At 62.1% G+C, this 12,659-nt stretch carries 11 protein-coding genes; all 11 read right to left on the bottom strand.

Going from position 1 to position 12,659, the window contains the following annotated elements:
- Positions 1-136: 136 nt before the first annotated feature.
- Entirely contained in the window at positions 137-1,171 is a 1,035-nt protein-coding gene (locus RS887_RS27805; RefSeq protein WP_322617900.1) for a branched-chain amino acid ABC transporter permease, read from the bottom strand.
- Complete coding sequence (locus RS887_RS27800) at positions 1,171-2,034, bottom strand: branched-chain amino acid ABC transporter permease (protein WP_322617899.1); 864 nt, start codon at positions 2,032-2,034, stop codon at positions 1,171-1,173. The genes RS887_RS27805 and RS887_RS27800 overlap by 1 nt, the downstream gene beginning before the upstream one ends.
- 2 nt (positions 2,035-2,036) lie before the next feature.
- On the bottom strand, positions 2,037-2,729 hold the full coding sequence (locus RS887_RS27795) for an ABC transporter ATP-binding protein (protein WP_322618094.1): 693 nt from the start codon (positions 2,727-2,729) through the stop codon (positions 2,037-2,039).
- 21 nt (positions 2,730-2,750) lie between these two features.
- The gene (locus RS887_RS27790; RefSeq protein ID WP_322617898.1) at positions 2,751-3,476 is read right to left on the bottom strand and encodes an ABC transporter ATP-binding protein; all 726 of its coding nucleotides are present in this window, start codon (positions 3,474-3,476) and stop codon (positions 2,751-2,753) included.
- Between the two features lie 26 nt (positions 3,477-3,502).
- Positions 3,503-4,813, bottom strand: coding sequence for an ABC transporter substrate-binding protein (locus RS887_RS27785; RefSeq protein WP_322617897.1), 1,311 nt, complete (start codon positions 4,811-4,813; stop codon positions 3,503-3,505).
- 87 nt (positions 4,814-4,900) lie between these two features.
- Positions 4,901-6,247 carry an outer membrane beta-barrel protein gene (locus RS887_RS27780; RefSeq protein ID WP_322617896.1) on the bottom strand — a complete coding sequence of 449 codons (1,347 nt, stop codon included), beginning with the start codon at positions 6,245-6,247 and terminating at the stop codon, positions 4,901-4,903.
- Positions 6,248-6,689: 442 nt separating this feature from the next.
- Complete coding sequence (locus RS887_RS27775) at positions 6,690-7,400, bottom strand: NAD(P)H-dependent oxidoreductase (protein WP_322617895.1); 711 nt, start codon at positions 7,398-7,400, stop codon at positions 6,690-6,692.
- Between the two features lie 9 nt (positions 7,401-7,409).
- Complete coding sequence (locus tag RS887_RS27770; protein ID WP_322617894.1) at positions 7,410-9,056, bottom strand: ABC transporter ATP-binding protein; 1,647 nt, start codon at positions 9,054-9,056, stop codon at positions 7,410-7,412.
- A 2-nt stretch (positions 9,057-9,058) separates the two neighbouring features.
- Positions 9,059-9,886: an ABC transporter permease gene (locus RS887_RS27765; protein ID WP_322617893.1), complete on the bottom strand. Its 828-nt coding sequence runs from the start codon at positions 9,884-9,886 to the stop codon at positions 9,059-9,061.
- A gap of 3 nt (positions 9,887-9,889) precedes the next feature.
- Positions 9,890-10,849 carry an ABC transporter permease gene (locus RS887_RS27760; RefSeq protein WP_322617892.1) on the bottom strand — a complete coding sequence of 320 codons (960 nt, stop codon included), beginning with the start codon at positions 10,847-10,849 and terminating at the stop codon, positions 9,890-9,892.
- Positions 10,850-11,008: 159 nt separating this feature from the next.
- Positions 11,009-12,610: an ABC transporter substrate-binding protein gene (locus RS887_RS27755; RefSeq protein WP_322617891.1), complete on the bottom strand. Its 1,602-nt coding sequence runs from the start codon at positions 12,608-12,610 to the stop codon at positions 11,009-11,011.
- Positions 12,611-12,659 lie beyond the last annotated feature (49 nt).

Below are 12,659 nucleotides of genomic sequence, written 5' to 3'. Positions count from 1 at the left end.
AGCTTGTCCCTCCACATCCCGAGCGAAAACCTGCCTGTAGGAGCGAGCTTGCTCGCGAAAAACCAGAGGGCACCGGGGGAGTCAGGTTTCCCGCGTCATCGTTTGCCTCCATCGCGAGCGAGCTCGCTCCTACAGGTCATGGCCGGGGCTGAACGGATAACCGTCGCTGCATGGGGAAAACCTGCCAGCCCAGGCGTTCGCTGATCAGCCCCCACACCCCTTGCGGAGCCTTGAGCATCATCACCACCGCCACTACGCCGAGGATGATCATGTACACCGCGCCGTATTGTGCCAGGCAGCCGCGCAACACGAAGTAAATCAGCGTGCCGATCAATGGGCCTTCCAGGGTGCCGATACCGCCGATGATCACGATGAAGATTACCACCGCCGTCCAGTCCTGCAGGTTGAACGCCGCGTCCGGAGAAATCCGCAGCTTTTGCAGGAAGATCAACGCCCCGACCACCCCCGTGCACCCGGCTGCCAGCACATAGACCATCAATTTTGTGCGAAACGTGTCGACCCCGAGGCTGCCGGATGCCGGTTCCGAATCACGAATCGAGGCCAGGGCCAGCCCCTGCCGCGAGCGCAACAGGAAGAACACCACCGCCACGGCGGCAATGGCGATGGCCAGTGCGGTGAAGTAGATCAGCGTCTCGCGCCCGTCCCGGTCAGTGCCGATCTGCCGCACAATCGCCGCCGGCAGGCTTTGCCCTGACCCGCCGCCGAGGCTGCTCATCTGCGCCAGGCCCAGACGGAAGACCTCCGCCACCACCCAGGTGCCAATGGCGAAATAAGCACCACGCAAGCGAAAGACGATCAGCGCCGTCGGAATCGCCAGCAACGCCACCCCTACCCCGCAGAGCAGAACCGCGAACAATGGCGGCACACCAAACCGGCTCGCCAGCATGAACAGCAGATAGCCACCCAGACCGACAAAGGCTTGCTGACCCACCGAGACCATGCCGGCGTACCCCGCCAACAGATTCCACATCTGTGCCAGGGCCAGGTAACAGGCGAACTCCACCACCAGTCGCAGACTGGCCCGATCGGCCCACAACGGCGCGCTGAGCAACACCAGTACACAGAGGCCGAGCACGGACAGGCCAATCGTGCTGCTGAGGGTGGTGCGTTGTACGCGCCAGATGAGCGCGGGATTGTTCAAGGCATTCATCAATCGACACTCTGGGGAAACAGGCCACGCGGACGCACGACCAGGATCAGCAGAAACACAAGGTGACCGGCGAGGATTTGCCAACCGGGATCGAGCTTCGCGCCCAGGGCTTGCGCGACACCGAGAATCACCCCGCCCGCCAGCGTGCCCCACAAACTGCCCAGACCACCGATGATCACCGCTTCGAAACCGTACAGCAGGCGCGCCGGCCCCACGGTGGGGTCGAAGCTGGTGCGAATCGCCAGGAATATCCCGGCGATCGACACCACCGCCATCGCCAGCGCCATGGCCAGACCGAAGATGTGCGCGTTATTGACGCCCATCAGCCGTGCGGTGTGCTGGTCATCGGACGTGGCACGAAACGCCCGGCCCAGCGAGGTCTTGTAGAACAGCAGTTGCAGGCCGCCGATGATCAGCAACGCACTGGCGAACACGATCAGCGGCATCACTCCCACACTCAAGCTGCCGATGCCGACACTGGCAACCTCGAGATCGCCTTGGGACAGCTTCTGGCTATCGGCGCTGAAAAACGCCAGCAAGACGTTCTGCACGATGATCGACAGGCCGAACGTCACCAGCAACGGCGGCAGGATGTCCGTGCCCAGCGTGCGGTTGAGCAACAACCGTTGCAGCAGATAGCCGAAACAGAACATCAGCGGCACCACGATCAGCAAACTTGCCAACGGGCTGAGCCCCAGATGACTGACCACCATCAGCGCCAGGTACGACGCCAGCACGATGAAGTCGCCATGAGCGATGTTGACCAGGCGCATGATGCCGAACATCAGCGACAGCCCTACCGCGAACATCGCGTACAGGCCGCCGAGCAACGCGCCTTGAAGCAAAGTATTGAGCCATTCCATCACTAGATCCCGAAATACGCGGCTTTGATTTGTGCTTTGTCCGCATCCCCAGGGCGCCCGGTCAGGGACACACGCCCTTCCTGGAAGCAATAGAAACGGTCGCAGACACTCAGCGCCTGATTGATGTCTTGCTCGACGAGAATCACCGTGGTGCCGTCGGCCTTGATCGAGGGCAGCGCGGAGTAGATGTCCTTGATCGTCGTCGGCGCCAGGCCCAGGCTAATCTCGTCGCACAACAACAAGTGCGGGTTGGCCATCAGGCCCCGGCCAATCGCAACCATTTGCTGCTGGCCACCGGACAGCGCGGTACCTGGGCGCATGCGCAGTTTTTCCAGTACCGGAAACAGCTGATAGATCCGCGCCAGGGTCCACGGCCCGGGGCGTTTGCTGTAGGCGCCGATCAGCAGGTTTTCCTCCACAGTCAGTGACGCAAACAGCTTTCTGCCCTCCGGCACCAAGGCGATACCACGCTCCAGGACCTGATTGGCGGCCATGTCGCCGATGGCCTGGCCTTTGAAGGTGATCGCGCCAGGCCGGTTGTCGATCAGCCCGGCCAATGAACGCAGGAACGTTGATTTGCCCGCGCCGTTGGAACCGATGATCGCCACGGTTTCACCCTGTTCCAGGGTCAGGCTGATATCGAACAGCGCTTGAAAATCGCCGTAGCCGGCACAGAGTCTGTCGATGGACAGCAGGTTTGATGGGGTTTTCATGCGTCAGCTCCCGATGCCCATGTAAATGTCCTGGACCCGAGGGTCGGCCATGACGCTGCGCGGCTCGCCTTCGGCCAGTCTGGCGCCGAAGTTGATCACCGTCAGACGGCTGACCACCGCCAGCAAGGCATGCACGATGTGTTCGATCCAGATAATGGCAACGCCGGACTTGTGGATGCCCTGAATGGTTTCCACCAGCGCCAGGCATTCGGGCTCGGTCAGGCCGCCAGCGATTTCGTCCAGCAACAACAGGCGCGGACGGGTCGACAGGGCGCGGGCCATTTCCAGGCGCTTGCGGTCGAGCAATGTCAGGGAGCCTGCCAGCACGTTGGCCTTGCGCATCAGGCCGGTCAGTTCCAGCGTCTGCGCGCACCATTGGCTGGCCTCCTTGTCCCGCAACCTCGCGCCGAATGTCGCACCCACCAGCAAGTTCTCGAACACGGTCATTTTCACGAACGGATGCGGGATCTGATGGGAACGCCCAATGCCTTGCCGGCAGCGTTTGAACACCGGTTCGCGGGTGACGTCGCGACCTTCGAAATGGATCGTGCCCCGGTCCGCCACGACGCCGCCGGCGATCAGGTTGAACAATGTGCTTTTACCCGCGCCGTTAGGGCCGATGATGCCCAGGGCTTCTCCCGGTTGCAGGGTCAGGCTCATCGCATCCGTGACCTTCACCGAGCCGTAGCTTTTGTGCACATCGCTCATTTGCAGAAGTGGTTGTTGCATGGTGCACCCGTGTCTTTTTTGCGCGATCAATACGTAATGGCCTGCATCTCGCCGCCCAGCGGAATCGCCGGCGCGGTGGCATTGCCGGTCACGATCAGGTCGTATTTATTGTCTTGGCCCAAGCGCCATTGGCCGCTGACCAGCGGGGTTTTGGCGACGTTCTTCACCGGCCCGCCGTTCCAGTTGATCGGCCCGACCACGGTGTTGAGGTTGGTCTTGAGCAAGGCATCGCGAACCGCATGGGCGTTGCCGACTTCTTCGGTGCGCTGGAGGATGTCCACCGCCAGTTCAAACAACGCGTGCACGAAGCCCAGCGGTTGTGTCCACTGTTTGCCAGTGGCCTGGGTGAAACCCTGGGCCAGTTGGCCGGCGCTGGCGCCGGTCAATGACGAACTGAACGGATGCGTCGGGCTCCACCAGATTTCGGTCGACAGGTTGTTGCCGGCCTTGCCCAGCGCTTCGACCGCCGTCGGGAACAGCAGCGCTTTGCCCACCGACACCGCTTTGGGCTTGAATCCCTGCTGGCGGGCCTGGGTCCAGAAGGTACTCAGGTCCGGCGGGATCACTACGCCGGTGACAATCTCGACGTCAGCCTTTTTGAACGCGGCAATCTGCGCGGAAAAATCGTCGGTCAGGCTTTGAAAGCGGCCAGGGTCGACCAACTGGAACCCCTTCTGCGCCAGCACCGGTGGAAAGCCCAGTTTCGGATCGCCCCAGGCGTTGCCGTCGCCATCGTTGGGGAACAGACCACCGACCACCTTGTTGGACGGCATGGCGCCCCACATCGCGCTGTAAGCGCCGATCACATCTTCCAGCCCCCAGAAAAAGTGGTACGTCCACTCGAAGCCCTGATCCGGTTTACCGCCGCGGGTAAAGAACCACGGCTGCCACGGCGCCACCGTGGAAATGCACGGAATCTCGTTGATTTCACATTGATCGGAGACCGGGTTGGTGGTTTCCGGCGTCGATGACACCAGCATCAGGTCCACTTGGTCCGACAGAATCAGCTCGCTCGCCACTTCCGCCGCGCGGTTGGGGTTGGACTGGCTGTCCTTGACGATGACTTCCAGGCGATAGGCCTTGCCCGCCACATTGATCGTGTTTTTCAACACTTGCCTGAGCGATTCGATGATGTAGTTGTCGGCGGCGGCAAACGGTGCCAGCGGCCCGGTCTGCGGGCTGACATAGCCGAGCCTGATCACCCGCTCGCCGCCGATTGCGAAGTTGAACGGCAGGCTGGCCAGCGCCACGCCGCCGGCGGCTACCGCGGTATTGCGCAGAAAATCACGGCGCGAGAAATCGCGGCCAAACAGGTTCTTGTCATTGTTGTCTGTCATGTAAGTACTCCAAAAGCCTGGACGAACAGGGTCGCAACGTGTGGCCGGGCCAGCACGCAGGGTCAGGGGTAAACGAAAGAAGCCGGTCTAGAAGAAGAAGCTGACGTCGAAGGACCCGACCAGTTGCGAGTCCTTTTGCCCGTCGGCGTAGGCATCGCGTCCGGGGCCGGAATGGATGTCGTAACGCAGTTCCGGGCGCAGGCGCACGTTGGGGGTCGGCGTCCAGGCCAGGTTAGTGGTAACGCCGTAGAAGCTGCCCCAGGTCGGGTCGGGGATGCCGGTGTGCGGGTCGATGTTGGCCATCATCACGTGCACCGGTGCATCGGTGTAGAACCACTCGGCACGACTGTTCCACATCAGGTTGTCACTCAGCTTGTGGTACCAGTTGACGTCGGTGCCGTACCAGGTGGCATCGTTTTTGTTGGCGAACCCGGCGAAGGCGCCCTGCTCCTGCTTGCCATAGTTCAGTTCCAGCGCCACGCGGTTGTTCGGGTCCAGCACCTGGGAGAGGGTCAGGTAAGACGCCAGGCGTTTGAGATCGTCATCCTTGGTGCCCGCCGGCAGCGGCGAGCCGCAACTGCATTCGGCGAAGCTGTCGCCGGCGCCATTGCCGTAGATGTTTTCCCAGTCGATCCAGGTACCGAAATCCGCCGAGCGCCAGCGCACGTTGGCGATCACGTCCGGCGAGTGATTGGGGTCTTGCAGGTTGTTCCAGCCCTGGACCACGCCCAGCTCGAAGCCGAGCATGCTTTCGCCAGGTTTCGAAGGCAGTTTGAACGAGTACAGCGCGCCGGCATGTTTGGCCGGGCCGTGCATGAACGAGTAAGTGTGCGAGTAGAAGTCAGTCGGCGCCGGAGATGGCAAGGCGAAGCCGATTTCGTTTTCCAGCGGCGTGTGGAAAATCCCGATCATCAGGTCCGAACCGCCGAGCACCGGAAAGTAGAAGTCGGCGTACGCCTGGGCGATGGTGAATGCCGGATCTTCGGCTTTGTTATTGCGGTTTACGCCGAGGTCCTCGTCCCAGCCATAGGTTTTGAAGAAGCGCGCGTCCTTGCCGTACAGCGCCGTGACATTGAAGCCCCAGTCAGCCTCTTGCGGCATGGCCCCGGGAAACGGCCCGACGCGACCGATCACATTGCTCTTGGGCTTCTTCTCCACGGCCAGGGCAAACTGGTTGAGGTTCACACCTTCGTCGGTATTGAAGAAGCTCTGTTTGCTGACGTCATCCGTGCCGTTGTTGTTATAGATCACACCCACCTGGCCCCAGCCATAGACCTTGATGCCATGCTCACGTTCAAGGCTGTCGCCGAACACGCTGCGCACCAGCGAGCCCATGGGGTCGTCCGCCGCCCGCGCCATCGAGGGAAAAAAAACATCGGCACCCAGTACGGGCGCGACCAGGGTTGCTGCGCAAACCCATGCACGAATATTCATACCTGCCTTCCTTATTTTTATTAGGCGCCACCCCCCGAAGGGGCATATGGCCGAAAGCAAGGTATGACGTCTTGATGAGCCCTGGCTTGGACTCCACCCGATCGTTGGCCGATCGTGGTGTTCGGCGTAATGGAGGCTACAAGCCCGCCACTACCCCAACAATTCCATTCTCGGCGACTTCAGTGTTTGCGTATTCAGAACAATGCAGGACATTGTGGGAGTGGCGGTGCGGCGATCCGACTGGCCTGCGATGGCGCCGATCTCCTGTGGGAGCGGGCTTGCTCGCGAAAGCGGTGTGTCAGTCACCACATGTGTTAACTGACAGGGCCTCTTCGCGAGCAAGCCCGCTCCCACAGAGTTACTCGGTGTTCCCGGCATCCGGGCCTGGCACTGACAAATAGCATGCTGAAGACAGTTGCTCCCACAGGGGTTGCGATGTCAGTCAGGCATTGGTGGTCAGCGGATAGAGCTTGTCATCGAACTGCGACAATTTCGGAAATGCCAGCGGCTGATCGTCGCTCAGGTGTTGCAGGCGGCGGCTGTAGTCTTCCAGGAAGCCCTTGCGCGCTTCGTCGCTGATGTACGGCACATGCCAGGCCACGAAGGGTTCCAGCACATCGAAGCCGACGTAAGCCAGCGTACCGCGCAGGAGCGGCCGCAGCATGTCCTCCAGCGGGCCGTGAATCGCGCCTTCGCCGAACATGTGTTCACGACCGCCCAGGGTCACGCTCACCAGTGCTTTCTTGCCGGCCAGACCACCCTGATCGTAGAAGCGCTTGCCGCCATAGCAGATGCCGGACACCAGCACCCGGTCGATCCAGCCCTTGAGCATGGCCGGGGTGGAGAACCAGAAGATCGGGAAGTTGAGGATCAGCAGGTCGGCCCACAGCAGTTTGTCCAGCTCAGCCTGGATGTCCGCCGCCAGCGACTGGCTCTTCACGCCCAGGCGTTGTTCCAGGGCATAGACCAGGTACTCGGGGTTTTCCCGGTTCGAGAAGTCCGCGTCGCTGGCGACCGGGTTCCAGTTCATTTTGTACAGGTCGCTGACCTGCACTTCGTGCCCCTGGGCTTCAAGGGTGGTGACAGCCTGGTCCCGAAGGGCGGCGGTGAAGGATTGCGGCTCCGGGTGAGCGTGGACGATCAGTACTTTCATGGTGGTTCCTTAGACGTTTTCCAGCGTATCGGTTGAAGGTGTGGAGGCGCGCGTGGCCAGCAACCGGTCGAGCCAGTCGGGGTCCATTTGCGGTTCGGAAGAAAACAGCAGCCCGGTGTAGTCCTGGTGCGGCGGGGTGAAAATCTGGCTGCGCGAGCCGTGGTCCACCACCCTGCCCCGTTGCATCACCAATACCTCATCGGCAATCGCCCGTACAGTAGCAACATCGTGGGTGATGAACAGGTAGGCGACACCCAGTTGTTGCTGGATACGGTTGAGCAATTTCAGTACGCCTTCAGCCACCAACTGGTCGAGGGCCGAGGTCACTTCGTCGCAGATGATCAATTGCGGTTCGGCCGCCAGGGCCCTTGCGATGCAGATGCGTTGTTTCTGGCCACCGGACAGTTCCCGGGGCTGACGATCCATGAAGGTCGCCGGGTCGAGTTCGATCATCTCCAGCAGTTCGGCAACCCGGGCGCGCATGGCCTTGCCCTTGAGGCCCAGATAAAAGGTCAAGGGCCGGCCGATGATGTCGACGATGCGCTGGCGCGGATTCAGCGCCGTGTCGGGGATCTGGTAGATCATCTGGATGCGCCGCAGTTGTTCCTTGCTGCGTTGGCGAAAGTCCGCCGGCAAGGGTTCACCGTCGTACAGCACCTGGCCGTAGGTCGGTGGCAGCAAACCGGTGATCAGCCGCGCGGTGGAGCTTTTGCCACTGCCGGACTCGCCAATCACCGCCAGGGTCTGGCCGCGATACAGCTTCAGGGAGACGTCGTGCAGCACCGGTTGCTGGCCGTAACTGGCGCAGCTGTTGCGCAGTTCAAGCAAGGGTTGTTCCTGTTGCGGGCACGCCTTGGGCTCGGTGCGGAAACTGCGCACCGCCCACAGCGACTTGGTGTAGTCCTCCTGCGGATCGCCGAGCATCTGGCGGGTCTCGGCCTCTTCCACCAGTTTGCCGTGGCGCAGCACCATGATGCGGTCGGCCATCTGCGCCACCACCGCCAGGTCGTGGCTGATGTAGATTGCCGCGCTGCCATAGGTCGCGACGGCGTCGCGAATGGCGGCAAGGACTTCGATCTGGGTGGTGACGTCCAGCGCGGTGGTCGGTTCGTCGAAGATGATCAGGTCCGGGTGGCAGGCCATGGCCATGGCGGTCATCACCCGCTGCAACTGGCCGCCAGACACCTGATGCGGATAGCGCTGGCCGATGGTCTCGGGGTTGGGCAGGCGCAGCACCCGATACAATTCCACTGCGTCGCGCATGGCCTGGTCGCGGCGCATGCCGCCGTTTTTCACAGCGGTTTCGACGTGCTGGTCGATCAGTCGGTGGGCCGGGTTGAACGAGGCCGCCGCGCTCTGCGCCACATAGGCAATCCGCAGCCCCCGCAGTTTGCGCAGGGCTTCAGGTTTTGCGTTGAGCAAGTCGATGCCGTCGAAGTGCACCGAGCCCCCGGTGATCCGGCAACCGTCGCGGGTATAGCCCATGGCCGACAGGCCGAGGGTCGACTTGCCCGCGCCGGACTCGCCGATCAATCCCAGCACCTCGCCCCGTTGCAGGGTCAGGTCGATGCCCTTGATCAGCGGATGCCAGGCGTCTTCGTAATGGCCTTCGATGTGCAGGTCGCGAATTTCCAGCAAAGGTTTTGCAGTCGTCATGTTCAGCATTCCTTGAGGCCGCTGGATTTGTGCAGCATCCAGTCGACGACGAAGTTGACGCTGACCGTGATCAAGGCCACGGCCAGGGCGGGCAACAGAGGACTGATGTCGCCGAAGGTGATCAGCACCGCGTTGTCGCGCACCATGCTGCCCCAGTCGGCGGTCGGCGGCTGGATGCCCAGGCCGAGGAACGACAGCGCGCTGATGAACAGGAACACGAAACAGAAACGCAGGCCGAACTCGGCAATCAGCGGCGCCGCCGCGTTCGGCAGCACCTCGCGGGTCACCAGCCACCACAGGCCTTCACCACGCAGGCGTGCGGCTTCGACGAAGTCCTGCACCACCACGTTCATCGCCACGGCACGAGACAGGCGAAACACCCGCGTCGCATCCAGCAGCGCAATCACCAACACCAGCGACGTCGCCGTGGTGCCGATCACGCTGAGGATCAGCAAGGCGAAGATCAGTTGCGGAATGGCCATCAGGATGTCCACCACCCGGGACAATCCCTGATCGACCCAACCGCCCTTGATCGCCGCGACCAGCCCGCTCAAGCCACCGAACAGAAACGCCAGGACGGTGGTGAGGAAGGCAATGCCCAGGGTGTTGCGCGCGCCATAGACCAGGCGGCTGAACATGTCGCGCCCCAGGTTATCGGTGCCCAACAGGAACTGCCCGCCCCAGGGAGCGAAGCCCTCGCCCACCACCTGGGTTTCGCCGAACGGCGCCAATACCGGCGCGAAGATGGCCACCAGCACGTAAAGCAGGATCATCGACAACCCGAACTTGGCGCTCAACGGCGCCCGCCACACTTGTTTCAACAGGCTCATGGTCTACCCCTTCGGATGCATCAGGCGTGGGTTGCTGGCAATCGACAGCACATCGGCGCTGGTGTTGAGCAGGATGTAGGTCGCGGCGAAGATCAGGCTGCACGCCTGCACCACCGGGATATCGCGCTTGGCCACCGAGTCCACCAGCAACTGGCCGAGCCCCGGATAGACAAACACCACCTCGACCACCACCACGCCGACCACCAGGTACGCGAGGTTCAGCGCCACCACGTTGACGATGGGGGCCAGGGCGTTGGGCAAGGCGTGACGGAAGATGATCCGCGATTGACTGATGCCCTTGAGACGGGCCATTTCGATGTAGGGGCTGGCCAGCAGGTTGATCAACGAGGCGCGGGTCATGCGCATCATCTGCGCGATGACGACCAGGCTCAGGGTCGCCACCGGCAACACCGAGCGTTGCAGTACCGTGCCCAATGAAGCGTCCGGCGACAGGTTGGAAATGCTCGGGAACCAGTTGAGCTTCACTGCGAACACCAGGATCAGGATGTAGGCAACGAAAAACTCCGGGAACGACACCGCGCTCAGGGCCGAGGTGTTGAGCAACCGGTCGAACCAGCTGTTGCGGTACAACGCCGCGAGCATCCCCAGCAGCAAGGCCAGCGGCACTGACACCAGTGCCGCCAGCAAGGCGAGGCTGAAGGTGTTGCCCAAACGCGCGCCCACCAGTTCAGCGATCGGGCGCTGGTTGGCCAGCGACACGCCGAGATCACCTTGCAGCAGGTGCCAGATCCAGTGGCCGAAACGGGTCAACGGCGGCAGGTCCAGACCCAGTTGCGCGCGATACGCCGCCACCGTTTCCGGGGTGGCCGACTGGCCGAGCATGGCCTGGGCGATATCGCCGGGGAGCATGCCGACGGCGAGGAAAATGATTACTGATACCGCGAACAGCGATAAAAGCCCCAATGCCAAACGCTGAAGCAGCAACCTGAAAATACTATTCACCGCGCAATTCCTTACGAAGACCACAGTTTCCAACTGTAGGAGCGAGCTTGCTCGCGATGGACGTCAACAATGACGCGGGCTGTCTGAGTGCCCGCGTTGACTTGGCGTTTTTCGCGAGCAAGCTCGCTCCTACAGTGGTTCTTCATCATTGACGAATGCCTACGCCTGCCACCACCGCTCGATCACCCGCAGGCCATCCAGCTCGCCATAGGGCGCGGTCTGCCCGCCGTGAACCACGCGGTTGGACCGCGCCGCCACGGAACTGGCGAACAGCGGCACGATGGCCCCGCCCTCGTCCCGGCACAGCGCCTGCATTTCGTTGTACATCTCGCGGCGCAGCGGATCGTTCATCTCGCCGCGAGCGGCGTTGAGCAGCTTGTTAAACCTGGGGTTGTCCCAGTGGGTTTCGTTCCACGCCGCGCCCTTGGCATAGCCGATGCTGAACATGCGGTCGGCAGTCAGGCTGCTGTACCAGAACGAGGTGGTGAACGGTTGCTTCATCCACACGTTGGAGAAGAAACCGTCCGCCGGCTCGCGCACCACGTCGATGTCGATCCCGGCGGCGCGGGCCTGCTCCTTGAACAGCACCGAGGCGTCCACGGCACCGGTGTAGGCCGCATCGGAGGCTTGCAAACGGACCTTGAGCGAATCCAGGCCGGCTTTTTTCAGGTAGAAGCGCGACTTGTCCGGATCATAGGTGCGTTGCTCCAGCGCGGTATTGATGAAGCGGCTGCCGGGCTGGATCGGGTGGTCGTTGCCCACCAGACCATAGCCATGCAGCACCGAGGCCAGCAGGGTTTCGCGGTTGATCGCGTGCTTCATCGCCAGGCGCACGTCGTTGTTCAGGAACACCTGGCTGTCGGTGAGCATCGGGAAGGTGTAGTGCTGGGCGCCTTTGGTTTCTTCGATGACCAGGTTCGGGTTGCGTTTGAGCAGCGCGACGGTTTTCAGGTCGACCTTGTTGATCACGTCCACTTGCCCGGTAACCAGTGCATTGACTCGCGCAGCACCGTCGGAAATGGCAATCAACTCGGCACTGGCGAAGTGTGCCCGACCCGGTTTCCAGTAATCGGGGCTGCGTTCCAGGGTCATGCGCACGCCCGGTTCGAAGTCCTTGAGGCGATAGCCGCCGGTGCCGGCGCCCGCCTGCCAGTCAGCCACGCCATCCTTGCTCGGCATGATCGCCAGGTGGTAATCGGCGACCACGTAGGAGAAGTCGGCGTTGCCCGAGTGCAGTTCGAACACCACACTGTCGCTGCCATTGGCGCTGACCTTGGCCACGTCGCCCAGCACGGTCTTGGCCGCCGAGGTGGATTTCTCGCCGAGGTGATGCTGGATCGACGCGACCACGTCGTCGGCGGTCAGGGTCTTGCCGTTGTGGAAGGTCACGCCCTGGCGAATCTTGAACGTCCAGATACGCGCGTCGGGGGTCGAGCTCCAGCTTTCGGCCAGTTCGGGGATGGCCGTGCCGTCGACGGCAATTTCGGTCAGGGTGTTATAGACCGCCGAGAAGCCTACGAAGGTGAACGTGTCGGCCCAGGAGCCTGGGTCCCTGGAGTCGGTGGTGCTGCCACCGGCCAGGCCCAGGCGCAGTACGCCGCCAGGTTTTGGCGTGGCCTCCCCGGCAAAGGCGCCAAACGGCAGCCCCATGGAGAACGCCCCGGCCACCGCGGCAGCCGCCGCGCTGTACTTGAGGAAGTCTCGACGCGGGAAGCTGAATTCATGGTTCGCTTGAGTAATCTTGTTTTTGTTATCGCTCATTGCATTGCCCCTGATCAAACGCTAATGGAATACCAATTCAAAGCCACGC

This window comes from Pseudomonas sp. BIC9C, assembly GCF_034541995.1.
GTDB classification, from domain to species: domain Bacteria; phylum Pseudomonadota; class Gammaproteobacteria; order Pseudomonadales; family Pseudomonadaceae; genus Aquipseudomonas; species Aquipseudomonas fluorescens_CC.
Note: the sequence above shows the minus strand (reverse complement) of the source record. Positions and strands in the feature narration are given on the sequence as shown.

Bases quoted from the DNA above. Each gene is read 5' to 3' on its own strand.
- RS887_RS27805 (WP_322617900.1), bottom strand. From the start codon at position 1,171: ATGAATGCCTTGAACAATCCCGCGCTCATCTGGCGCGTACAACGCACC.
- RS887_RS27800 (WP_322617899.1), bottom strand. From the start codon at position 2,034: ATGGAATGGCTCAATACTTTGCTTCAAGGCGCGTTGCTCGGCGGCCTG.
- RS887_RS27790 (WP_322617898.1), bottom strand. From the start codon at position 3,476: ATGCAACAACCACTTCTGCAAATGAGCGATGTGCACAAAAGCTACGGC.
- RS887_RS27785 (WP_322617897.1), bottom strand. From the start codon at position 4,813: ATGACAGACAACAATGACAAGAACCTGTTTGGCCGCGATTTCTCGCGC.
- RS887_RS27780 (WP_322617896.1), bottom strand. From the start codon at position 6,247: ATGAATATTCGTGCATGGGTTTGCGCAGCAACCCTGGTCGCGCCCGTA.
- RS887_RS27775 (WP_322617895.1), bottom strand. From the start codon at position 7,400: ATGAAAGTACTGATCGTCCACGCTCACCCGGAGCCGCAATCCTTCACC.
- RS887_RS27770 (WP_322617894.1), bottom strand. From the start codon at position 9,056: ATGACGACTGCAAAACCTTTGCTGGAAATTCGCGACCTGCACATCGAA.
- RS887_RS27765 (WP_322617893.1), bottom strand. From the start codon at position 9,886: ATGAGCCTGTTGAAACAAGTGTGGCGGGCGCCGTTGAGCGCCAAGTTC.
- RS887_RS27755 (WP_322617891.1), bottom strand. From the start codon at position 12,610: ATGAGCGATAACAAAAACAAGATTACTCAAGCGAACCATGAATTCAGC.